Origin of the sequence: Massilia sp. (assembly GCF_046293535.1) — a bacterium.
Taxonomy (GTDB): domain Bacteria; phylum Pseudomonadota; class Gammaproteobacteria; order Burkholderiales; family Burkholderiaceae_D; genus Telluria.
The window spans coordinates 228,087-249,284 of record NZ_JBKBOV010000002.1; the positions used below are offsets into that span (position 1 = coordinate 228,087).

The window sequence follows — 21,198 nt, forward strand, 5'->3', positions numbered from 1 at the left end:
AAAAGTGCGGACGAAAAAAAACGCGCACTAGGCGCGTTTTCTTCAGTGTTGTCGAGCTTCTTTGGACAAAAGACCACCGTACCGCGTCTAGCGATTCCCCCACAACCAGGTTGTAGTTCGCGGTGTCATAACCGTTTGTGCCTTTCTCGCCCTTACTGACGACAAGAGCGGAAAACCGTAGCTCCCCGCACTTATCTAAGATGTTCTGGTGGGCGGTGCAGAATTCGAATCTGCGACCCCTTGGATGTCGACCAAGTATTCTAACCAGCTGAACTAACCGCCCGATGCCGCCATTATAGGGAGCGCACCGCTCTTAGGCAAGGCTTGTCACGGAAAAAGTTTCCTGGCGAGCCCGCCTGCGCCTTGCCTTACACTAGCGACTTGCACAAATCACCATGCCGACCATGCCCGCCGACCACGCCGAGCCTTCTACCGAGCACCTGCACGCCCACCTCGACGGCGATGCGCGCCACACCCACGTCATCGAGGGGCGCAGCCAGGCCGCGTTGGCGATGGCGCTCGGCCTGACCCTGCTGTTCGCCGTCGTCGAGGTCTTCGCCGGCTTCATGTCGAACTCCCTGGCCCTGATCTCCGACGCCGGCCACATGGTGACCGACGCCGCCGCCCTCGGCCTGGCGCTGCTGGCCCAGGCCATCGCCAAGCGCCCGCCCTCCTCGCGCCATTCCTTCGGCTTCGTGCGCGCCGAAGCGCTGGCCGCCTTCGTGAACAGCCTGGCCATGCTGGCGCTGGTGGGCTGGATCGCCTGGGAAGCCGTACAGCGCCTGCTGCATCCGCAAGCCGTGCAGGGCGGCGTGGTGCTGGTGGTGGCCGCGATCGGCGCCTCGATCAACCTGCTGGTCGCCTGGATACTGTCGCGCGACAACCAGAGCATCAACACCCGCGCCGCCCTGGTCAACGTGATGGGCGACCTGCTCGGCTCGATCGCCGCGATCGCCTCCGGCGCCATCATCACCTTCACCGGCTGGGTGCGGGTCGACCCGATCCTGTCGATCTTCGTGGCCCTCCTGATCCTGCGCTCGACCAGCGGCATCCTGCGCGAGTCCTACCACTTCCTGATGGAGGCCGTGCCCCACGAGATCGACTACCTCGAGGTCGGCGCCGACCTGAAGGCGATCGAGGGCGTGCTCGACGTGCACGACCTGCACGTTTGGGACATGTCGCCCGGCCACCCTGCCCTGATCGGCCACCTGGAGATCGCCAGCCTCGAGCGCTGGCCGACCGTGCTGGCCGCGGTGCGCGCGATGCTGCGCGAAAAGCACGGCATCGACCACGTGACCCTGCAGCCGGAAGCGGCCGGCGGCAAGTCCTTGTAGGTCTCCTACCGGCCGTGTAAGCCCGTTCTTACCCGCGGCAGGCCGGCACGCCGATACGCGCCGCCCCGCGCGCACAGCATAATCCCCCCATGGATTGCTCCCGCACAGTATTCGACACCCTCATCATCGGCGGCGGCCCGGCCGGCCTGACCGCCGGCGTCTACCTGCGCCGCTTCACCCGCCACATCGCCCTGGTCGACAAGGGCAACAGCCGCTTGTCGTGGATTCCGGTCTCGCACAACTACCCCGGTTTTCCGGAGGGTATCAATGGCGTGCAGCTGCTCGAGAACCTGCGCGCCCAGCTGGCCAACTACGGCGGCAGCGTGATGCCGGGCGAGATCCGCGAGCTGCGCCTGGAAGACGGCGTGTTCGTCGCCGACTACACGCCCGCCGACGGCGGCGAGCCCTGCCAGATCCGCGCGCTGACGGTCCTCCTGGCCACCGGCGTGGCCGACGCCGGCATGCCCGTGGAGCGCTGGGACGAGGCGGTGCGCTGCGGCGCGGTGCGCCTGTGCCCGGTGTGCGACGGTTGGGACGTGATCGACAAGCGCATCGGCGTGGTCACCTCCGAGATCAATCCGGTCGGCCATGCCCTGTTCATGCGCACCTTCAGCGCCGACGTGCTGCTGTTCGAGCGCGGCCCGGTGTCCACCCTGAACGACGAGGACCGCCAGCGCCTGGCCGCCGCCAGTGTGCGCTACGTCGATTCGCCGCTGGCGGGCGTCAGCATGAGCGAGGACATGAAGCCGATCCTGCACACGAAGGACGGCGAAGACTACCACTGCGACGTGTTCTACCCGATGCTGGGCGAGAACGCGCGCTCCGACCTGGCCAGCGCGCTCGGGGCGGAAACCGTGGAATGCCGCAAGCTCGCGGTGGACGACCATTGCCGCACCTCGGTCCCGGGCCTGTTCGCGGTGGGCGACGTGACGCGCGGGCTGAACCAGATCGCGGTGGCGACCGGGCAGGCGGCGCTGGCGGCGACTACCATCCACAACATGCTGCCGTGGGCGCTGCGGCCGGCCCTGGATCAGGCCTCGGCCTCGCAGACCTGATCGCGCCCCGCGGACTTGGCCTGGTACAGGCGCCGGTCGATCCGGTCGAGGAAGACCTCGGCCCGATCCTGGCCACCCGGCACGATGGTGCCGATGCCGATGCTGACGGTCACCAGGCGGCCGACCCCGGAACGCGCATGCGGCAACTCCTTCTGGGCCAGCAGCCGGCGGCAGCGCTCGGCAACGTTGCGCGCGGCTTGCGCATCCGTCGCCGGCAGCAGCAGCACGAATTCCTCGCCACCCAGGCGCGCGCACAGGTCGCGCGAACGCGAAGCGCCGGCCTCGAGCACGGCAGCGACCTGGCGCAGGCACTCGTCGCCCTGCATGTGGCCGTAGTGGTCGTTGTACTGCTTGAAGTAGTCGATGTCGATCACCAGCAAGGACAGCGGCTCACCGTTCGCGCCCGCCTTGGCCCATTCGACCGGATACAGGGTGTCGAACATGCGGCGGTTGGCCACGCCCGTCAGGCTGTCGCGGTAGGACAGCAGCTCGAGCTCGCGCTGCAGCTGCAGGATCTTGTCCTCGGCCTGCTTGCGCGCCGTGATGTCGAACATGAAGCCGACCAGCGCCTCCACGCTGCCGTCCGGGCGCCGCAGCACGTGCACGACGTCGCGCATCCAGACGTAGTCGCCGTCGCGGGTCAGCGCGCGGTAATCGGCCTCGTGGTCCACGCCCTGCTTCGACTGGGCGACGCAGAAGTCGACGGTCTTCCGGCGGTCGTCCTCGTGGATGCGCTCGGCCCAGTCGTTCACGGACTGCCAGCTGGACGGGCTCCAGCCGAGCAGCGCCTCGATCTGCGGGCCGATGTAGGTGAAGCGCATGGTGGCCCAGTCGATGCGCCAGGGGATGGCCTTGGTCGATTCGAGCAAGGTGCGGTAGACGCCCGGGTCGTCACAGGAAACAGGCCGGGATTCGGGGGGCTTGATCGTCATGATGTCCATGCGGGGTGGATATGCATGGTATTGTGCACCGGAAATAGATTGCTGTGTCGGGCAAAGCGATTCCGCTCAGCCCGAGGCCAGGGCGATGCGGCGCCGGATGCGCGCCGCCTCCTGCGCATCGCCGGCCGCCTCGGCCCGCTGCGCCTGCACGCCCAGCCAGGCCAGCAGCGGCCGGCGCCAGCCCTGGTTCGAGGCCGTATCGATCGCCTGCACGATGCCCTCCGGCGTGATGCGCCCGGCCTTGAAGGCGGCCCCGGCGGCCACCAGGCGCGCCAGCGGATCGGCCACGCCGCCTACCTGGCCGGTGGCGGCCACGGGACGGTGCTGCTCGGGCAGCAGCGCGGCATTCAGGCCCTGCCAGCGGCCGTAGAGATAGTCGGCATAGGCGCGCTGCTGCGCCGTCGCCTCCGCGGCCAGGGCCGCGTAGCCCGGACAGTCGTCGAAATCCAGGCTGGCGACCTGCGCGGCGCAGCGCACCAACTCGACCTGGGCGACGTAGTCCGGGCGGCCGGTGCTGGTGGTGGCCGTGCGCGCAGTGCGGAATTGCGCGGCCGCGGCGGCGCCGTGCCCTTTCAGGTAATCGTCCACCGAAGCGTCGAGCGCGCCCTTGGCGTCCGCCTGCCAGTCGGGCGGCAAAGGCTTGCTGGCGCAGGCGGCCAGCATCGCCACGGCGACGAAAGCGAGAATTCTCATGGCAGCTTGATCTCCTCGTTCTTGCGGGCGAACGGCCACTTGCGGTTGAGCTCGTCCACCAGGCGGTTCACCTTGCGCAGGCTGGCGTCGACCTCGCCGCGCAGCGCGCCCAGGTCCTGGGTGGCCACGCGCGCGTTGGCGCCGACGGCCTGGGCCTCGACCAGCACGGCGTCCATCTTCTTGAGCGTGGTGCTGGCATCCTGCAACACCACGTGCAGCTGGCGGATCGCCAGCTGGGCGTCGTCCATCACGCCGTCCTTGCCGTAGACACGCCGCTCGGTCTTGCCCAGCAGGGAGTTGATGCGGTCGAGCGCCTCGCGCAGCCGGCGCGCCTCCGCGTCGCCCCCCATCACCCCGCCCAGCACGCCGCCGGGGCCGTTCATGCGGCCGGTGACGGCATTGATGTTGGCCAGGCTGGCATTGATGTCGGAATCGTTGGCGGTCATGGTTTCCAGATTCTCCAGCAGCGCGCGCGCGGTGGCGACGATGCGCGGAATCTCGGCGGTGGCGTCGCCGCGCAGCACCTGGCGGGTGGCGCCGGCGGGCAGCGGCGGATCGTTCAGCAGGCCGGTGAAGGCGCGCAGGCGGGTTTCGCCGACGATGCTCGACTCCAGCGTGAACACGCTCGAGGTGCGCAGCCACTTGGCATCCTTGCTCTGCACGTCCACCAGGATCCGCACCTTGCCCTCGGGCGAGAGCTCGACCTGGCTGACACGCCCGATCGGAAAGCCGGCGAAAGTCATGTCCATGCCGGGGATCACGCCGGAGGAATCGTCGGTTTCCAGGATCAGGCGCTGGGTCGGCTCGAACACGCCGCGCGCATGCATCACGTAGCCGAAGAAGGCGACGACCAGGATGCCGATCGTCACCAGGAGGATCATCGCCTTGAGTTCGACATGTTTCGGTTCGTCCGGCAGGGGTTCCGTCATGGTGTCCTATGTGTCAGATGTATTTCAGCGCCAGCGACGCGGCCTCGATCACCAGCAGCACGAACAGCAGGCGCAGCGCGCCCGGCTGAACGGTGGAATTCACGCGGCGCGGGTAGCGTTGCAGCTCGAGGATGGCGGCGGTCGGGATCAAGGCCACGGCCAGGCCGAAGAACACGGTCTTGAGTACGAAGCCGATCGTCACCGTGGGCGAGAACACGCGCCCGACGGTGCGGGTGTAGTCCGCGATCCCCCAGGGCAGCAGGCCGTACACGTTCAGGTAGGCCAGCACCAGCACGATGGTGCTGGTGACCATGGCCAGGCTGGTCACCGCGACCGAGTTCGCCAGCAGCTGCGGCACCATGTCGCGCCGCAGCCGGCGCAGGGCTTCGTCGTTGGCGGCCTGCGGCGACAGGCCGGCGCGCGCCAGCCCGAGCGCCGAGGCATCAAAAGCCATGCTGGCGCGCAGGGCCACGAACATCGCGGCGGACAGGGGAATCAGTTCGAGCACCAGCACCCGCACCACCATCTCGAGCGCGAAATGCGACAGACCGTAGCTCTTGGCGGTGACCAGCACGATGCGGATGATGACCAGGCTGATCAGGGCCGAGGCCAGCGAGAACCCAGGCAGCACCTGCCAGGTGCTGGCATAGATGTGGCGCGCCGCCGCCAAGCGGTTGGCGCGGTTGTAGGTCGAGGGCGACAGGGCCATCACCAGCGCGACCGCGCCCAGGTGCACCATGTACCACCAGCTGCGCAGGTAGCGCAGGAAGGCCAGGCCCCACAGGCTCGGGTTGGCGTAGAGGTTGAGGGTTCGGCGCATGGTGTCAATATGATACAACTATGATGGACGTGCTCTGTTTTGGTATCAAATTGATACTTTTTGGGCTATTCAGGGGAACTGGATTCCCGCCTGCGCGGGAATGACGGTCCGGAGGCCGCGGGCCGAAAAAGATGTTTCGCCACTAGCAGAGAGACCGTCGTTCCCGCGCAGGCGGGAACCCCATTGTGCGTGAGAACCAAGAACGCTATTGCCTCCGCGCCTCCATCACTCCCTTTACCTCCGCGATCGCCGCCAGCGCCTTGTTCAGCTGCCCGGTCGAGCCGATCTCGGCCGTGAACACCATGCGCGCCTGTCCCTTGCTGCTTTGCGTGTTCACCCCGATCACGTTGATCTTCTCGCGCATGAACACGTCCGAGATGTCGCGCAGCAGTCCCTGCCGGTCCATCGCCAGGATGAACAGGTCGACCGGATACACGGTCTCCAGCCCGGCCGAACCCCACTCGGTCTGGATCACCCGCTCGGGCGCCTTGGCGCGCATCTCGGCGAAGTTCTTGCAGCTCAGGCGGTGGATCGAAACGCCCTTGCCGCGCGTGACGAAGCCGCAGATCGGGTCCGGCGGCGCCGGCTTGCAGCACTTGGCCAGCATCGTCATCAAGCCCTCGGTGCCGACCACCAGCACGCCCGACTTGGCGCCCTGCTCCACGCTCGAGGCGCGGCTCTTGTTGACCACGGCCTCGTCGACGGGCGGCGGTGCTTCCGCCGTGTCGTGCAGGGCCGCTTCCACGTGGCGCAGGCTGAACTTCTCCTTGCCGACCTGGATGAACAGCTCGTCCACCTTGGCAAAGCCCAGCTTCTGCGCCAGCGCCTCCAGGTTGACCGCGGTCTTGCCCTCGCGCTGGAGCGACTTTTCGACCAGCGCGCGTCCCTGCGCCAGGGTCTCGGCCTGTTCCTGCGCGTGGAACCAGGCGCGGATCTTCGAGCGGGTGCGGCTGCTGACCGTATACCCGGGACTGAGCCAGTCGCGCGAGGGTCCCTGGGTGCCGGTGGGACCCTTGGCGGTGATGATCTCGCAGGTCTGCCCGTTCTTCAAGGGCGTGTTCAGCGGCACCATCACGCCGTCGATCTTGGCGCCCCGGCAGCGGTGGCCGACCTCGCTGTGCAGGTGGTAGGCGAAGTCGATCGGGGTCGCGCCCTGCGGCAATTCGAGCACGCGCGCCTGGGGCGTGAGGACAAAGATGCGGTCGTCCAGGGTGGCGGCCTTCAGCTTCTCGACCCATTCCTTCTGCAGGTCTTCCTGGCCGGCGACCACGTCGGCCACGTCGCTCTTCCAGGCCAGCAGCTGGCGCAGCCAGGCGATCTTCTCGTCGTACTTCTGGCTCTTGAAGTTGGAGCCGCCCTCTTCCTTGTAGCGCCAGTGGGCGGCGACGCCGTATTCGGCGAAGTTGTGCATCTCCTGCGTGCGGATCTGCACTTCCAGCGGCCGCCCGTCCTCGGCGGTGACGACCGTGTGCAGCGACTGGTAGCCGTTCGGCTTCGGGCGCGAGATGTAGTCGTCGAATTCCTTCGGGATCGGGGTCCAGATGTTGTGGACGATGCCGAGCACCGTGTAGCAGGCCTTGACGTCCTCGACGGTCACGCGGAAGGCGCGCACGTCGTACAGCGAGGAGAAATCGAGCTCCTTGCCGCGCATTTTCTTCCAGATGCTGTAGATGTGTTTCGGCCGGCCCGAGACCTCGGCCTTGATGCCGGCCTCGCGCAGCTCCTTTTCCAGCCGGTCGATCGAGGACTGCACGAAGCTTTCGCGCTGCGTGCGCTTCTCTTCGAGCATCCTGGCGATCTGCCGGTAGGCATCCGGCTCGATGAAGCGGAAGGACAGGTCTTCCAGCTCCCACTTCAGTTGCCAGATGCCGAGCCGGTTGGCCAGCGGCGCGTAGAACTCGAGCACTTCGCGGCCATAGGCGCGGGTGACCTCGTCGAAGCGCTTCTGCTCGGCGAAGTAGCGCAGGCTGGCGGCGCAGGCGGCCAGGCGCATCAGCACCACGCGCATGTCCGAAGCCATCGCCAGCAGCATCTTGCGCAGGGTCTCGACCTGGGCGGCGGCCTGCTGGGCCGCGTTCTTGCCCGCACTTTTCGCTTCCGCCACCTGGTCCTTGCCGGCGGTGAGGTCGCGCAGCTTGACCAGCTGGTACACGCCCTGCACCAGGTCGGATACTTCCTTGCCGAAGCGTTCCTCGAGCGAGCCCGCCACCGCCGGGTCCATCATCGCCAGCTCGAACAGCAGGCCGGCGATGCGGGTTTCGGCGTCGGTGCGCAGCAGCGCCAGCGTGCCGGCCACGCCGAGCGAGAATTCGAACGCATCCTGGCCCGTGGCGGCCTTGCGCTCGCCGTACATGCCGCCGGCATAGTCGAGCGCCGTCTGGACCCGCGCGCAGTCTTCCACGCCGAGCCCCTGGACCAGCTGGGTGCTGGCGTCACCGAGTAGAACGCTTGCTACCATCTGGTTCGCGTGCCTGGCGCTTCAGCGCAATGCGGCGGTGACGCAGACCTCGACCAGGCATGCGGGATTGGCCAGCTTGGCTTCGACGGTGGCGCGCGGCGGGGTGTGGCCCTGCGGCACCCACTCGTCCCAGACGCTGTTCATGCCGGCGAAGTGCTCCATGCTCGAGATGTAGATCTGGCACATCAGGATGCAGGACTTGTCGCTGCCGGCTTCGTTCAGCAGGCGGTCGATGTGGCCCAGCACCTCGTGCATCTGGCCTTCGATGCCCTGCGTCGTGTCTTCGGCGATCTGGCCGGCCAGGTAGACGGTCCCGTTGTGGATGGCGGTTTCGGACAGGCGCTTGCCTACGTGGAGTCGTTTGATTTCCATAGCTGCTTTCTTCTAAAACGTGGCGGAAGCCTCATGCTCCGCCGACTAAAAATTCGCGTGCGATCGCGATCTGATCCTGCCGCAGGAAGGTGGGCGCATGGCCCACGCCGGGGATCTCGACCAGCCGCGGCTTCGGACCGCGCGTGCACATCTCCAAGGCCGTCTCGCGCGACAGCAGGTCGGACTGCTCGCCGCGCACGAGCAAGGCCGGGCAGCGGATCGCGTCCCAGGCCGACCACAGCTGCGCCTCGTCGCCGGCCGCGCGTTCGGGCGTGATGGCCTGGAAGGGCTGGGCCAGGCCGAGGTCGTAGTGGCGCACCCACTGGCCGCCCGGTTCCTGGCGCAGCACGTCGCTCGCCAGCTTGCGCCATTCCTCCTCGCTGTGCGGGCCAAAGGACATCGACACCGCCTTGACGTAGGCCGCGCCGGTCTCGAAATCGGGGAAACGGATGTCCTGGCCGATGTACTCGCCGATCCGGGCGAGCGCGCCCTGGTCGAGCACCGGGCCGATGTCGTTGAGGACCAGCTTGCGCACCGGGCTGTCGTCGAGCGAGGCCAGCATCATGCCGATCAGGCCGCCCATCGAGGTGCCGAACCAGTGCACGCCGAGACTGTCGTCCTGCGTGACGCGCGCGATCAGGGTCACCATGTCGGCGACGTACTGCGGCACCGTGTAGTAGGCCGGGTCGCGCAGGCGGCCGGATCTGCCGCGGCCGACCACGTCCGGGCAGACCACGCGGTACTCGTCGCACAGGGCGCGCGCCAGGGCGTCGAAGTCGTCGGCCACGCGGGTGACCCCGTGCACGCAGACCAGCACCTTCGGATTGGCGGGATCGCCCCACTCCTTGTAGGCCATGCGGTGCAGGCCGGCGAGCGAACTGCACTGCACGCTTTTCAATCTGGCTTCGCCGATCTGCACCTTCGCCCCCGCTCCGTCATGACAATATTGGATACTTTGCATCGCAACACACCATTTTACTTGGCATTGCCATTAGAATTCTACCAATTCTGAGGAAGCAACCCGTTCATCCACGAAAGAGGACGCAATGAAATCCAATATGCTCAGCGGTAAAACAGCACTCGTCACCGGTTCCACCTCGGGCATCGGCCTGGGCATCGCCCGTTCGCTGGCGGAACAGGGCGCCAACATCGTGTTCAACGGCTTCGGCGACGCCCAGCAGATCGAGAAGCTCTACACGGACGTGGGCGCCGAATTCGGCGTGCAGACCGCCTACCACAACGCCGACATGAGCAAGCCCGACGAGATCGAGGCGATGATGCGTTTTGCGGCCGACAAGTTCGGCGGGGTCGACATCCTGGTCAACAACGCCGGCATCCAGCACGTGGCCACCGTGGACGAGTTCCCGCCCGAGAAGTGGGATGCCATCATCGCCATCAACCTGACCTCGGCCTTCCACACCAGCCGCCTGGCCATCCTCGGCATGAAGCAGAAGGGCTGGGGCCGCATCATCAACCTGGCCTCGGTGCACGGCCTGGTGGGATCAAGCGGCAAATCGGCCTATGTCGCGGCCAAGCACGGCCTGGTGGGCTTCACCAAGGTGACGGCGCTGGAGCTTGCCGCCACCGGCGTGACCTGCAATGCGATCTGCCCGGGCTGGGTCCTGACCCCGCTGGTGCAGAAGCAGGTGGACGACCGCGCCGCGCGCGACGGCCTGTCCAACGACGAGGCCAAGAAAGCCCTGCTGAGCGAGAAGCAGCCGTCCGGCGAATTCGTCACCCCGGCGGAACTGGGCGCGCTGGCCGTGTTCTTCTGCTCGCCGGCCGGCGACCAGGTGCGCGGCGTGGCCTGGAACATGGACGGCGGCTGGGCCGCACAGTAAAGGCCACCATGACCGAGCGCCTCGACGAACAGGGCTTGCAGGACGCCTGCCAGGAGCTGGCCCGGGTGGTGCTCGCCGCCGGCCAGCCCCAGGTGTCGAACGACATCCTCGAGACGCTGGCCGACCGCTTCTTCCGCGAAGTGGTCGACTTCGCGCCCGGCGTCGCCCGCGCCGGGCGCGATCCGAATCTCTTGATCCGTGCGGTGCACTACCTGAACGATGCCCACGCCCTGCCCCTCATGGGCACCGACATGGAATGGTTCCGCCAGGCGCTGCAATGCCTGGTGGAGCTGGCGGTGCCGGGCATTGCGCTGTCCGACAAGGGCGGCGCCTTCCTGCGCGACGTGCAGTTCGGGATCGAGCAGTCGCTCGGGGACCTGGAGGGCTGACTACGCATGACACATCGACTCCTCATCTGCGCCGCGCTGGCGCTAGCGGCCAGCAACACGCTTGCGGCTTCCTGCGGCGCCCCGCCTTCCGGCACACTTCAGGCCGAACGCGTCGCCGCCGTCACGGCTTCGCGCGCCGAACCGGGCCTGTACGAAGGGCCGGTGTGGGTCAAGGACGCGCTCTATTTTTCCGACTTCGGCTTCGCCAAGGGTTTCCCCTCGCGGGTGCGCAAGCTGGCGCCGGACGGTACGGTCAGCACCGTCATCGAGGACAGCGGCAGCAACGGGCTGGCCGTGGACGCCGGCGGCGGGCTGGTGCTGGCCAGCCACAAGGACAAGGCGCTGCTGCGCCATGGACCGGATGGCCAAGCCGTGCGGCTGGCCGGCGCCTTCAAGGGGAATGTGTTCAACTCGCCCAACGACATCGCCATCGCCGGCGACGGGACCATCTACTTCACGGATCCCGACTGGCAAAAAGCGGCTGCGCCCGGCGGGCAGCCGGTGACCGGCATCTACCGCGTTACGCCAGGCGGCGAGGTGACGCTGGTGGACGGCACGCGTCCGAATCCCAACGGGATCGCGCTGTCGCCCGCCGGCGACGTCCTGTACGTGAACGCCAGCGACGGCCTGCTGGTGGCCTACCCCATCGTCAAGGGCGCGCCGCAGACCGGGCGCTCCTTGGTGAGCGGGCTGGAAGGTGCGGACGGCATGACGGTCGATTGCCACGGCAACCTGTACGTGACCGAGCACGGGGCGAAACGGGTGCGCGTCTTTTCGCCGCGTGGCCAGCAACTGGCCACCATCCGGGTGGACGCCAACGTCACCAATGCGGCCTTTGGCGGCAAGGACGGCAAGACCTTGTACATCACCGGGGCGGGTGCAGTGTGGCGGCTGCCGCTGGGTGTGAGCGGCATGCCGTATTGAGGCGTATGTCCGCGATACCGGAAATATCAGCCGATACAGGATCGACATATCCGCAAGCAAGATATAAGGCCTGCGGATATCCACAATAGATAAGGCGTCACGCTTCGGTGAAGATGGCAACACCACAAACTTCACGACGAAGCGTTGCCATGAAAAAGCCATTCTATAAAGTCCTGTATGTCCAGGTGCTGTTCGCCATCGTGCTCGGCGTGCTGCTGGGGGTGTTCTACCCTGAACTGGGCGCGAAGATGAAGCCCTTGGGAGACGGCTTCATCAAACTCATCAAGATGATCATCGCCCCGGTGATCTTCTGTACCGTCGTCGCCGGCATCGCCGGCATGCAGGACATGAAGAAGATCGGCCGCGTCGGCGGCAAGGCCCTGCTGTACTTCGAGGTCGTCTCGACCTTCGCGCTGGCCATCGGCCTGGTGGTCGCCAACTGGGTCAAGCCGGGCGCCGGCTTCAACGTCGACGCCGCCCACCTCGACGCTTCGTCGATCGCCCAGTACACCGCCAAGGCCAAGGACCAGAGCACGGTGGACTTCGTGATGAACATCATCCCGACCACCTTCGTCGACGCCTTCGCCAAGGGCGACATCCTGCAGGTCCTCCTGATCGCGCTGCTGTTCGGCTTCTCGCTGTCGATGCTGGGCGAGCGCGGCCGCCCGGTGACCAAGATGATCGACGACTTCTCGCACGCCATCTTCGGCGTCGTGAACATCGTCATGAAGGCCGCCCCGATCGGCGCCTTCGGCGCGATGGCCTTCACCATCGGCAAGTACGGCCTCGATTCGCTGCTGCCGCTGGCCAAGCTGATGGGCTCCTTCTACCTGACCTGTTTCGTGTTCGTGATCGGCGTGCTGGGCCTGATCGCCAAGTTCACCGGCTTCTCGATCATCCGCTTCATCAAGTACATCAAGGAAGAACTCTTGATCGTGCTCGGCACCAGTTCCTCGGAAAGCGCCCTGCCGGCCCTGATGCGCAAGCTCGAACGCCTCGGCTGCTCCAAGCCGGTGGTCGGCCTGGTGGTCCCGACCGGCTACTCGTTCAACCTGGACGGCACCAACATCTACATGACGATGGCGGCCCTGTTCGTGGCCCAGGCCACCAACACCGAACTGACCCTGATGCAGGAACTGACCATCCTGGCGGTGGCGATGCTGACCTCGAAGGGCGCGTCCGGCATCACCGGCGCCGGCTTCATCACCCTGGCGGCGACGCTGGCGGTGGTCCCGACCATCCCGGTGGCCGGCATGGCCCTGATCCTCGGCATCGACCGCTTCATGAGCGAAGCGCGCGCCCTGACCAACTTCGTCGGCAACGGCGTGGCCACCGTGGTGGTCTCGAAGTGGGAAAAGGAACTCGACGTCCAGCGCATGGACGACGTCCTGCACGGCCGGGTGCCGCTGGAAGGCGAGAAAGACCTGGAGCCGGTGCGCGCCGCCGCCTGATTGCGCCGGGCTCGCCCCAACGAACCGCATCTCCGGATGCGGTTTTTTTTCGTCTTCGTTCGGGGTCAGGTCTGACAATCGGACACGAACTCGAGCGTTGCTCGATCGTTCTTGCTCAGCCCGTGTCCAAATGTCAGACCTGACCCTGCTCTTATTCTTCGCGCATAAAGCACGCACGGTAGGCGAAAAGAGTAGACACCAGTGTCTAGACACACTATTCTAGATCCGAACACGCCAATGAGGACGCTCATGCCACGCAAACCCGATACTCCCAAGCCGACCCCGGCCGAACTCGAACTCCTGCAAGTGCTGTGGCCGATGGCCTCGGGCACCGCCAAGCAGGTGCACCAGGAAATGCAGAAGACCAAGCCCGAGGTCACCTATGCCACCGTGCTGCGCCTGATGCAGATCATGCACGGCAAGGGCCTCCTGGTGCGCGACGAGAGCGAACGCTCGCACGTCTACGCTCCGGCCCACGCCCAGGACTCGGTGGAGACGAATCTGCTCAAGGACCTGATGCAGCGCGCCTTCGCCGGTTCGGCCAAGGCGCTGGTGCTGGCCGCGCTCAAGACCGGCATCTCGAAGAAGGAACGGGAAGAGATCGAGGAACTGCTGCGTGAAGACAAGCCGGAGGACAAGCGATGAATGCCGCGGACCTCGTCGCCAGTGTCGGCTGGACCCTGGTCCACTTCCTGTGGCAGGGCGCGCTGATCGGCTGCGCCACCGCCGTCCTGCTCACCGTGCTGCGCAACAAGCGGCCCGAGTCGCGCTACCTGGCTGCCTGCACCGGCCTGTTCCTGTGCCTGGCCTGGCCCACCCTCGAACTGGCGCTGCGCCTGACCGGCGAGAGCGGCAGCGGCGGCGATGCGATGGTGCTGTTCGCGGCCGGCCTGGTGGCCGGCTCGCCGGTCGACGCCGGCTGGGCCGCCCTGCTCGCCGACCAGCTCACCTGGATCGTGGGCACCTGGGCCGTGTGCGCGCTGGCGATGGCCCTGCGCATGGTGGCCGGGCTGCTGTGGATCGAACGCGCCGCCACCCAGGAGCGCCTCGACCCGGCCTGGCAGGCGCGCATCGAACGCATGGCGGCCCAGTTCGGCATCGGCCGTGCGGTGCGCCTGCGCGTGGTCGAGCGGCTCGCCAGCCCGATTACCGCCGGCTGGTGGCGTCCGGTGGTGCTGGTGCCGGCCGCGCTGGTGTCCGGCATGCCGGCCCAGCTGCTGGAAGCGCTGCTGGCCCACGAACTGGCCCACATCAAGCGCCACGACTATCTCGTCAACCTCGGCCAGAACCTGGTCGAGACCCTGCTTTTCTACCACCCGGCGGTCTGGTGGATTTCCAGCCGCATCCGGGCGGAGCGGGAACAGATCGCCGACGATTTCGCGGCAAGGCAACTGGGCGAACCGCGGCGCCTGGCCCTGGCCCTGTCCGAACTGGAAAAACTCCAGTTCTCAACCCACCACCTGGCCCAAGCGGCCAACGGAGGAGATCTCATGTCACGCATCAAACGATTGGTTCGTCCCGATACGCAAGCGTTGAACTGGAAGGCGGCCATTCCCGTACTGGGGCTGGTCATCGGCGCCGCAAGCCTGGCCCATGCGGCCCCCGCCAAGCCGGTGGCGAAGGATACCGAGGCGATCGCCAACTTCGAGACCTGCAAGCGGCCGCACTATCCGGCCGAGTCGATCAAGCAGCATCATACCGGCACCGTCGCCCTCGGCTTCCTGGTCGGCAAGAACGGCAAGGTCAAGGAATCGAAGGTCACGAAATCGTCCGGCCATGTGGCGCTGGACGAGGCAGCGCATACCGCGCTGACCAAGTGCACGTTCAAGCCGGCAACCGCCAAGGGCAAGCCGGTCGAGGCCTGGACCGCGGTGCAGTACGTCTGGACGCTGGAGTAAGCAGCCCAGCAATGGCCCTGCAAGGCTGGGCCCTGAACCACACCGCTGGACGGGACGCCGTCACAGCGGTTTTTTTCGCCCAACTATGCAGCGCGCATTGCTTGACCAACAATGTATTGCTACGATGAGGTAGCATCAATTCCATGACGTAGCATCGAACCGTTCCTTTTGCAAGCAAGCGCGTTACATCCTTGCCTGCTACGCGACCCACCCTCACCCGACAGGACTCACATGAATACGATTCGCACCCTTCTGCTTGCACCCGTATTGCTCGCCTCCTTCGCTTGTGACGCTAGAGCCGAAGTCGACGAGGCCACTCGCAAGGCTGTGATCGCCGAACTCGGCGCCAAGGTCGGCGAGATCTACGTCTTCCCGGACAAGGCCAGGCAGGTCGTCGACCGCCTGAACGCGCGCGAGCGAAGCGGCGCCTACCGCACCGCCCCCGATCTCACCGCCTTCGCGGCGATGCTCACCGAAGACCTGCGCCAGCCGACCGGGGACAAGCACCTCGGCGTGCGCTACCATGCGAGACCCATTCCTCCCGACACCGACACAGGCAAGCGCGGCCCCACACCCGAGCAGGAGCGCCAGTTCGGTGTGTTCCTGAAGTCGCGCAATTACGACATCCGCAAGGTGGAGACCCTGCCCGGCAACATCGGTTATATCGACCTGCACAGCTTCCCCCAGGCCTCGGCCGCCAAGCCTGCCCTGAGCGCGATGATGAACCTGGTCGCGGACACCGACGCGCTCATCGTGGACCTGCGCAATAACGGCGGCGGCGATCCCCATGCCGTCGCCTTCATGTCGAGCTACCTGTTCGACAAGCGTACGCACCTGAACGACATGTACTGGCGTGAAGGCGGCCGCACGGAGGGGTTCTGGACCGAGGAGGATGTCCCCGGCAGGAAGTTTGGCGGCACCAAAAAGATCTACGTCCTGACCAGCAAGAAGACCTTTTCGGGAGCCGAGGAATTCAGCTATAACCTGCAGCAGTTGCGCCGTGGCGTGATCGTTGGAGAAACCACCGGCGGTGGCGCCCATCCGGGCGGCGTGCACCGCATCCACCAGCACCTGGCGGCCTTCATCCCTGCCGGCCGGGCGGTCAACCCGGTCAGCAAGACCAACTGGGAAGGCAGCGGCGTGGTGCCGGACGTGAAGGTCGACGCGGAGGACGCGCTGCGCACGGCCGAGCGCCTGGCCCTCACCGAGCTGCTGAAATCGCCCGCCAACGACGGACATGCACAGCGTCTGCGCAAGCGTCTAGACGAGCTGAAATGAACGAAGTCGGCGCGCTGGAGCCGAGGCGCAACGCGCGCGTCAGGCTAGCAAGCTCGCGGGACACCCGCCAATCCACGGCCTGAGACGCCAACCGTACAAGGAGCACGCATGACCGGCATCAAGCACTTCCTCACCCTGGGGCGACGCGCGCAGCGTCTCGGCCCCGCATCCGTCTTGCTTGTGGCAGCGATCGCTTCGGCCAGCCTGGCGCATGCCGCGCCAGGCCAGGCGACGCCGCAGCCGCGCCCCCTCGTGGACACCAATACCTGCAGCAGACCGGTCTATCCCGAGGAAGATGCACGCCTGAAGAACGCCGGCACGGTCACGATGCAGTTTCTCATCGGCCCCGATGGATGGGTCGTGGAGTCGAAGATCCTGAAATCGAGCGGCTACCCCGGCCTCGACGAGGCGGCGCGTACGGCGCTGGTCAAATGCAGATTCAGGCCGGCGACGCTTGAGGGCAAGCCGGTGCGCGCCTGGACAGCCGTCCAGTACGTCTGGACACCGGAATGAAAACAAGCCCGGGCGCTCGCGCGGCCGGGCCTGCTTGTCGGCGGGCGGCGCAGGCCGCCCGTCCGCCTTATACCGCCGAGACGTCCAGCTCGCAGCCGGTCGCCGCCAGCACCTGCTCCTTGCTCACGCCCGGCGCCAGTTCCACCAGCTTCAGGCCGGTGTCGGTCACGTCGATGACGCCCAGGTCGGTGATGATGCGGTCGACCACGCCCACGCCGGTCAGCGGCAGGTCGCATTTCGGCAGGATCTTGTGGCTGGTCGAGCCGTCCTTGGCGGTGGCGACGTGTTCCATCACCACGACCACGCGCTTGACGCCGGCCACCAGGTCCATGGCGCCGCCCATGCCCTTGACCATCTTGCCCGGGATCATCCAGTTGGCCAGGTCGCCGCGCTCGGACACCTGCATCGCGCCCAGGATCGCCAGGTTGATCTTGCCGCCGCGGATCATGCCGAAGGAATCGGCCGAGCTGAAGTAAGCGGCGCCCGGCAGCGCCGTCACGGTCTGCTTGCCGGCGTTGATCAGGTCGGCGTCCACCTCGTCTTCCGTCGGGAAGGGGCCGATGCCCAGCAGGCCGTTTTCCGACTGCAGGAAGACTTCGATATCCTTGGGAACGTAGTTCGCCACCAGGGTCGGCAGGCCGATACCCAGGTTCACATAGAAACCGTCCTGCAGTTCCTTCGCCGCGCGCGCGGCCATTTCATCACGAGTCCATGCCATGTCTCTGTCTCCGCTCTAGTCTCAGTTGGCGCGCACGGTGCGCTGTTCGATGCGCTTTTCCGGCGTCGGGTTATGCACGATGCGGTGCACGAAGATGCTCGGGGTGTGCACCTGGTCCGGATCGATCTCGCCGATCTCGACCAGCTCTTCGACTTCCACGATGCAGATCTTGCCGGCGGTGGCCACGTTCGGGTTGAAGTTGCGCGCGGTCTTGCGGTACAGGAGGTTGCCGGCCTTGTCGGCCTTCCATGCTTTCACCAGCGAGACGTCCGGCAGCAGCGAGCGTTCCATCACGTAGTGCCCGCCGTCGAATTCGCGGGTCTCCTTGCCTTCGGCGACGATGGTGCCGTAGCCGGTCTTGGTGAAGAAGGCCGGGATGCCGGCGCCGCCGGCGCGCAGCTTCTCGGCCAGCGTGCCCTGCGGGGTGAATTCGAGTTCGAGTTCGCCGGCCAGGAACTGGCGTGCGAATTCCTTGTTTTCGCCGACGTAGGACGAGATCATCTTCTTGATCTGGCGGGTTTCCAGCAGCTGGCCCAGGCCGAAGCCGTCCACGCCCGCATTGTTCGAAATGGCCGTCAAGTTCTTGACGCCGGAATCGCGCAGCGCCGCGATCAGCGCCTCCGGAATGCCGCACAGGCCGAAGCCGCCCACGGCGATGGTCTGGCCGTCTGCAACGATGCCGGCAAGCGCCGACTTCGCATCAGGATACACTTTGTTCATACCCGTCCCTTTTATAGGTTAAGCGAAAAGCTCTTCTGTACTACAGAGTAGAGTCTCAGCATAAAATACGCTGTACTGAATAACAATACCGTAGAAATACGGGCGGCCCCGTCCATGAACCGAGCAGTCGATCCACCTCAAGTGAACCCAGCCAGCGCCATCGATTACGAGATGATCTTCCAGCACGCGCCGGTGGGCATGTGCGTCTCGGCCAATCGCGTGATCCAGTCCTGCAACCGGGCGCTGGCAAGCATGTTCGGCTACGCCGAGGGAGACCTCAACGGCAAGTCCTTCAGCGTGCTCTACCCCACGATGGACGAGTTCCTGCGCACGGGCGACCGCATCGTGCCGATCATGAACGCCCGGGGACGCTATTCCGACGAGCGCATCATGCGCCGCGCCAGCGGCGAGCTGTTCTGGTGCCACGTGACCGGGAGCGCGCTCGATCCAAGCCAGCCGCTCGGCGCCGGCGTCTGGACCTTCGAGGACGTCAGCGAAAAGCGCCCGGTGTCGGCCGAACTGACGCCGCGCGAACGGGAGATCGCGGCGCTGCTGGTGGAGGGCAAGACCAGCAAGATGATCGCGCGCGATACCGACCTGAGCCCGCGCACGGTGGAGATGCACCGGGCCAGCCTGATGCGCAAGTTCGCCGCCTCGACCTCCTCGGAACTGGTGCACAAGCTGGTCGGGGCGCGCTGAACCGCTAGCGGTGGCGCACCACCGTGATGGTGCCGTCGCCTTCGATGTAGGCCAGCTTGACCTCCTCCAGGCTGGTGATTTCCTGCTGCCGGAGCGAACTCATCAGTTCGTCCTCGGTGAGGAATTCGCGCCGCATGTTGCGCCGCAAGAGTCTTCCATCGCGGACCACCGGGATCGGCGGCGCCGATACCAGCCTTTCGATGAAACGGAAGCGGTAGCTGGCGGCGTTCAGGGCGTAGTCCCACAGCACCAGCACGGCGATCAGGATCAGCCCTTCCGTCACCGATTCGTAGGCGCCGAATGCGTTCGACGCCGCTCCCGCGATCAGGAGCAGGAAAATCAGGTCGATGGCCGCCAGCTCGCCCCCGGTGCGGCGCGGCATCAGGCGCATCAGGACCAGGATGGCCGCGTACAAGGCCGTGGCCCGCACGGCCAGTTCGACCAGTGGCGTGTTGACTGCAAACATGGCAGCCCAGTCGGGCTGACCAAGCTTCTCGATCATTCTTCCTCCTGCAGGGACGGCCGGCCATGGAACGGCATGCTCACCGGCTCCATTTAAGCAGCAGCGCGCAGAAGGTGGCGCAGCGCACGGCGCCGGGCAAGCCGGTCCCGGTCGGCAAACCGAACCGGGCGCACCCTTTTCAGGCGTGCAGATCCCAGGCCTTGGCCCGGATCGCGATCAACAAGCGGTGCAGGTCGGTGTCCAGGCGCCGGTCCTCGATCACCGCGTCGATGTCCCGGCCCAGCGCGTCCAGCATGGCGCCCAATGCGGCCGGCGCCGCCACCGGCCCGCCAGGGCGCAGGCGCAGCCACATCGCCTGCCGGACGGCGATCAGCATGCCGGCCGCGACCTGCTCCACCAGTTCGAGCACCCGCAGGCAATCCCTGGCCGCGATCGTCCCCATGCTGACCTTGTCCTGGTTGTGGCACTCCGTCGAGCGCGAGAACACCGAGGCGGGCATGGTCAGCTTGAGCGCCTCCGCGGTCCAGGCCGATACGCTGATCTGCAGCGCCTTCAGGCCGTGCGAGATCGCGGCCCGCTCGCCCTGCATGCCCGACAGGTTGGCCGGCAGGCCCGCGTTGTAGCGGATGTCGACCAGCAAGGCCAGCTGGCGGTCCATCAGGTCCGCCAGGTTGGCCACCGCATTCTTCATGCCGTCCATCGCGAACGCGATGTGGCCGCCGTAGAAATGCCCGCCGTGCAGCACGCGTTCGCCGTCCGGGTCGATGATGGGATTGTCGTTGGCGCTGTTGAGCTCATTCTCGATCGCGTCGCGGAAAAAGGGCAGCGCATCCAGCAGCACGCCGATCACGTGCGGCGCGCAGCGGATCGAGTAACGGTCCTGCAGGCGCTGGCCGTCACGCTTGCCGTCTCCGGCGTAGCCGAGGTCGGCACGCAGCCAGCTTGCCACCTTCTGCATGCCCGCGTGCGGCTTCACGGAAAACAGCACTTCGTCGAAGTGGTGGGCGTTGCCGTCCAGCGCGAACGAGGCCATGGCGGTGATGCGCGTGCTCAGGCGCGCCAAGTAGGACGCGCGATCCCAGGCCAGGCAGGCCAGAGCGGTCATGACGGCGGTGCCGTTCATGAGCGCCAGGCCTTCTTTCGGGCGCAGGCGCAGCGGGGCGATGCCGGCCTCGCGCAGGGCCGGCGCGGCCGGCACCGCCACCCCGTCGCGCAGGACCTCGCGCTCGCCGCACAAGACCGCCGCCAGGTAGGACAAGGGCGTCAGGTCGCCGCTCGCGCCGACCGATCCTTCGCTCGGGATGCGCGGCAGCAGGCCGGCGTCGAACAGGCGCACGATCGCTTCCAGCAGCGCGGTGCTCACGCCCGAATACCCCTTGCACAGCGAGGCCAGGCGCGTCGCCATGACCGCGCGCACCTGGTCAGGGTCGAGATCGGCACCCAGGCCGCAGCCGTGATACGTGTACAGCTGGCGCGGCAGTTCAGGCACCAGATGCAAGGGCACCGGCACGGTGCAGGAGTCGCCGTAGCCGGTGGTCACGCCATAGATGACGCCTTCTTCGCGCAGCAGGCGGTCGAGGAAGTCGGCGCCGCGCCCGATGCGGGCGCGAAAGGCCGGGTCGTCCGACAGCACGGGACGCGCCGCTCCCTGCGCGATCGCGACGATGTCCTCGATGGCCAGCCGGCCTGCGTCGAAGCGAAC

The 21,198-nt window shown here is 66.5% G+C and carries 22 protein-coding genes and 1 tRNA gene; 11 read left to right on the top strand and 12 right to left on the bottom strand.

Going from position 1 to position 21,198, the window contains the following annotated elements; translation table 11 throughout:
- Positions 1-206: 206 nt before the first annotated feature.
- A tRNA-Val gene (locus ACK4S9_RS02380) sits at positions 207-283 on the bottom strand.
- Between the two features lie 112 nt (positions 284-395).
- Here ACK4S9_RS02380 and ACK4S9_RS02385 point away from each other — a divergent pair.
- Positions 396-1,334 (top strand): cation diffusion facilitator family transporter, encoded by a 939-nt coding sequence (locus ACK4S9_RS02385; RefSeq protein WP_409720914.1) that lies wholly within the window; start codon positions 396-398, stop codon positions 1,332-1,334.
- Between the two features lie 89 nt (positions 1,335-1,423).
- Positions 1,424-2,389: an NAD(P)/FAD-dependent oxidoreductase gene (locus tag ACK4S9_RS02390; RefSeq protein ID WP_409720916.1), complete on the top strand. Its 966-nt coding sequence runs from the start codon at positions 1,424-1,426 to the stop codon at positions 2,387-2,389.
- Here the strand turns inward: ACK4S9_RS02390 and ACK4S9_RS02395 are convergent.
- The 7 genes from ACK4S9_RS02395 to ACK4S9_RS02425 form a co-directional block, all read right to left on the bottom strand.
- Positions 2,365-3,321, bottom strand: coding sequence for a diguanylate cyclase domain-containing protein (locus tag ACK4S9_RS02395; RefSeq protein WP_409720918.1), 957 nt, complete (start codon positions 3,319-3,321; stop codon positions 2,365-2,367). The genes ACK4S9_RS02390 and ACK4S9_RS02395 overlap by 25 nt on opposite strands.
- A 75-nt stretch (positions 3,322-3,396) precedes the next feature.
- Positions 3,397-4,023 carry a hypothetical protein gene (locus ACK4S9_RS02400; protein ID WP_409720920.1) on the bottom strand — a complete coding sequence of 209 codons (627 nt, stop codon included), beginning with the start codon at positions 4,021-4,023 and terminating at the stop codon, positions 3,397-3,399.
- The gene (locus ACK4S9_RS02405) at positions 4,020-4,952 is read right to left on the bottom strand and encodes an MlaD family protein (RefSeq protein WP_409720922.1); all 933 of its coding nucleotides are present in this window, start codon (positions 4,950-4,952) and stop codon (positions 4,020-4,022) included. The genes ACK4S9_RS02400 and ACK4S9_RS02405 overlap by 4 nt, the downstream gene beginning before the upstream one ends.
- 13 nt (positions 4,953-4,965) lie before the next feature.
- Positions 4,966-5,772, bottom strand: a complete 807-nt coding sequence (locus ACK4S9_RS02410) for an MlaE family ABC transporter permease (protein WP_409720924.1) — start codon at positions 5,770-5,772, stop codon at positions 4,966-4,968.
- Positions 5,773-5,977: 205 nt separating this feature from the next.
- A complete protein-coding gene (locus ACK4S9_RS02415; protein ID WP_409720926.1) occupies positions 5,978-8,230 on the bottom strand; it encodes a RelA/SpoT family protein in 2,253 nt (750 codons plus the stop codon).
- A gap of 21 nt (positions 8,231-8,251) precedes the next feature.
- A complete protein-coding gene (locus tag ACK4S9_RS02420) occupies positions 8,252-8,602 on the bottom strand; it encodes a RidA family protein (protein ID WP_409720928.1) in 351 nt (116 codons plus the stop codon).
- 31 nt (positions 8,603-8,633) lie between these two features.
- Positions 8,634-9,515, bottom strand: coding sequence for an alpha/beta fold hydrolase (locus tag ACK4S9_RS02425; protein WP_409720970.1), 882 nt, complete (start codon positions 9,513-9,515; stop codon positions 8,634-8,636).
- A gap of 133 nt (positions 9,516-9,648) precedes the next feature.
- Between ACK4S9_RS02425 and ACK4S9_RS02430 the strand changes: the two genes are divergently transcribed.
- The 8 genes from ACK4S9_RS02430 (at position 9,649) to ACK4S9_RS02465 (ending at position 16,896) form a co-directional block, all read left to right on the top strand.
- Entirely contained in the window at positions 9,649-10,443 is a 795-nt protein-coding gene (locus tag ACK4S9_RS02430) for a 3-hydroxybutyrate dehydrogenase (RefSeq protein WP_409720930.1), read from the top strand.
- Between the two features lie 8 nt (positions 10,444-10,451).
- Positions 10,452-10,832 (top strand): hypothetical protein, encoded by a 381-nt coding sequence (locus ACK4S9_RS02435; protein ID WP_409720932.1) that lies wholly within the window; start codon positions 10,452-10,454, stop codon positions 10,830-10,832.
- Positions 10,833-10,838: 6 nt separating this feature from the next.
- Entirely contained in the window at positions 10,839-11,756 is a 918-nt protein-coding gene (locus ACK4S9_RS02440; RefSeq protein WP_409720934.1) for an SMP-30/gluconolactonase/LRE family protein, read from the top strand.
- A gap of 149 nt (positions 11,757-11,905) precedes the next feature.
- Complete coding sequence (locus tag ACK4S9_RS02445; protein WP_409720936.1) at positions 11,906-13,207, top strand: dicarboxylate/amino acid:cation symporter; 1,302 nt, start codon at positions 11,906-11,908, stop codon at positions 13,205-13,207.
- A 249-nt stretch (positions 13,208-13,456) separates the two neighbouring features.
- Positions 13,457-13,852 (top strand): BlaI/MecI/CopY family transcriptional regulator, encoded by a 396-nt coding sequence (locus ACK4S9_RS02450; RefSeq protein ID WP_409720938.1) that lies wholly within the window; start codon positions 13,457-13,459, stop codon positions 13,850-13,852.
- Positions 13,849-15,105, top strand: coding sequence for a M56 family metallopeptidase (locus tag ACK4S9_RS02455; RefSeq protein ID WP_409720940.1), 1,257 nt, complete (start codon positions 13,849-13,851; stop codon positions 15,103-15,105). Before ACK4S9_RS02450 ends, ACK4S9_RS02455 begins: the two co-directional genes overlap by 4 nt.
- 231 nt (positions 15,106-15,336) lie before the next feature.
- Positions 15,337-16,383: a S41 family peptidase gene (locus tag ACK4S9_RS02460; protein WP_409720943.1), complete on the top strand. Its 1,047-nt coding sequence runs from the start codon at positions 15,337-15,339 to the stop codon at positions 16,381-16,383.
- A 108-nt stretch (positions 16,384-16,491) separates the two neighbouring features.
- The gene (locus ACK4S9_RS02465; protein ID WP_409720945.1) at positions 16,492-16,896 is read left to right on the top strand and encodes an energy transducer TonB; all 405 of its coding nucleotides are present in this window, start codon (positions 16,492-16,494) and stop codon (positions 16,894-16,896) included.
- Between the two features lie 67 nt (positions 16,897-16,963).
- Here ACK4S9_RS02465 and ACK4S9_RS02470 read toward each other — a convergent pair whose 3' ends face one another.
- Positions 16,964-17,614: a 3-oxoacid CoA-transferase subunit B gene (locus ACK4S9_RS02470; RefSeq protein ID WP_409720948.1), complete on the bottom strand. Its 651-nt coding sequence runs from the start codon at positions 17,612-17,614 to the stop codon at positions 16,964-16,966.
- A gap of 21 nt (positions 17,615-17,635) precedes the next feature.
- The gene (locus ACK4S9_RS02475; protein ID WP_409720951.1) at positions 17,636-18,334 is read right to left on the bottom strand and encodes a CoA transferase subunit A; all 699 of its coding nucleotides are present in this window, start codon (positions 18,332-18,334) and stop codon (positions 17,636-17,638) included.
- 114 nt (positions 18,335-18,448) lie between these two features.
- Here ACK4S9_RS02475 and ACK4S9_RS02480 point away from each other — a divergent pair, with 114 nt between their 5' ends.
- Positions 18,449-19,033, top strand: coding sequence for a LuxR C-terminal-related transcriptional regulator (locus ACK4S9_RS02480; protein WP_409720954.1), 585 nt, complete (start codon positions 18,449-18,451; stop codon positions 19,031-19,033).
- A 4-nt stretch (positions 19,034-19,037) separates the two neighbouring features.
- Here ACK4S9_RS02480 and ACK4S9_RS02485 read toward each other — a convergent pair whose 3' ends face one another.
- Positions 19,038-19,535 carry a DUF421 domain-containing protein gene (locus ACK4S9_RS02485; protein ID WP_409720958.1) on the bottom strand — a complete coding sequence of 166 codons (498 nt, stop codon included), beginning with the start codon at positions 19,533-19,535 and terminating at the stop codon, positions 19,038-19,040.
- A 139-nt stretch (positions 19,536-19,674) separates the two neighbouring features.
- Positions 19,675-21,198: histidine ammonia-lyase (hutH, locus tag ACK4S9_RS02490; RefSeq protein ID WP_409720960.1), on the bottom strand; the 1,524-nt coding region annotated here is incomplete at its 5' end.

What these genes read in the sequence shown, in the direction of transcription:
- ACK4S9_RS02410 (WP_409720924.1), bottom strand. Translation starts at nt 5,772, where the DNA reads ATGCGCCGAACCCTCAACCTCTACGCCAACCCGAGCCTGTGGGGCCTG.
- ACK4S9_RS02455 (WP_409720940.1), top strand. Translation starts at nt 13,849, where the DNA reads ATGAATGCCGCGGACCTCGTCGCCAGTGTCGGCTGGACCCTGGTCCAC.
- ACK4S9_RS02445 (WP_409720936.1), top strand. Translation starts at nt 11,906, where the DNA reads ATGAAAAAGCCATTCTATAAAGTCCTGTATGTCCAGGTGCTGTTCGCC.
- ACK4S9_RS02405 (WP_409720922.1), bottom strand. Translation starts at nt 4,952, where the DNA reads ATGACGGAACCCCTGCCGGACGAACCGAAACATGTCGAACTCAAGGCG.
- ACK4S9_RS02460 (WP_409720943.1), top strand. Translation starts at nt 15,337, where the DNA reads ATGAATACGATTCGCACCCTTCTGCTTGCACCCGTATTGCTCGCCTCC.
- ACK4S9_RS02450 (WP_409720938.1), top strand. Translation starts at nt 13,457, where the DNA reads ATGCCACGCAAACCCGATACTCCCAAGCCGACCCCGGCCGAACTCGAA.
- ACK4S9_RS02415 (WP_409720926.1), bottom strand. Translation starts at nt 8,230, where the DNA reads ATGGTAGCAAGCGTTCTACTCGGTGACGCCAGCACCCAGCTGGTCCAG.
- ACK4S9_RS02465 (WP_409720945.1), top strand. Translation starts at nt 16,492, where the DNA reads ATGACCGGCATCAAGCACTTCCTCACCCTGGGGCGACGCGCGCAGCGT.
- ACK4S9_RS02390 (WP_409720916.1), top strand. Translation starts at nt 1,424, where the DNA reads ATGGATTGCTCCCGCACAGTATTCGACACCCTCATCATCGGCGGCGGC.
- ACK4S9_RS02475 (WP_409720951.1), bottom strand. Translation starts at nt 18,334, where the DNA reads ATGAACAAAGTGTATCCTGATGCGAAGTCGGCGCTTGCCGGCATCGTT.
- ACK4S9_RS02440 (WP_409720934.1), top strand. Translation starts at nt 10,839, where the DNA reads ATGACACATCGACTCCTCATCTGCGCCGCGCTGGCGCTAGCGGCCAGC.
- ACK4S9_RS02395 (WP_409720918.1), bottom strand. Translation starts at nt 3,321, where the DNA reads ATGACGATCAAGCCCCCCGAATCCCGGCCTGTTTCCTGTGACGACCCG.
- ACK4S9_RS02385 (WP_409720914.1), top strand. Translation starts at nt 396, where the DNA reads ATGCCGACCATGCCCGCCGACCACGCCGAGCCTTCTACCGAGCACCTG.
- ACK4S9_RS02420 (WP_409720928.1), bottom strand. Translation starts at nt 8,602, where the DNA reads ATGGAAATCAAACGACTCCACGTAGGCAAGCGCCTGTCCGAAACCGCC.
- ACK4S9_RS02435 (WP_409720932.1), top strand. Translation starts at nt 10,452, where the DNA reads ATGACCGAGCGCCTCGACGAACAGGGCTTGCAGGACGCCTGCCAGGAG.
- ACK4S9_RS02430 (WP_409720930.1), top strand. Translation starts at nt 9,649, where the DNA reads ATGAAATCCAATATGCTCAGCGGTAAAACAGCACTCGTCACCGGTTCC.
- ACK4S9_RS02470 (WP_409720948.1), bottom strand. Translation starts at nt 17,614, where the DNA reads ATGGCATGGACTCGTGATGAAATGGCCGCGCGCGCGGCGAAGGAACTG.
- ACK4S9_RS02485 (WP_409720958.1), bottom strand. Translation starts at nt 19,535, where the DNA reads ATGATCGAGAAGCTTGGTCAGCCCGACTGGGCTGCCATGTTTGCAGTC.
- ACK4S9_RS02480 (WP_409720954.1), top strand. Translation starts at nt 18,449, where the DNA reads ATGAACCGAGCAGTCGATCCACCTCAAGTGAACCCAGCCAGCGCCATC.
- ACK4S9_RS02400 (WP_409720920.1), bottom strand. Translation starts at nt 4,023, where the DNA reads ATGAGAATTCTCGCTTTCGTCGCCGTGGCGATGCTGGCCGCCTGCGCC.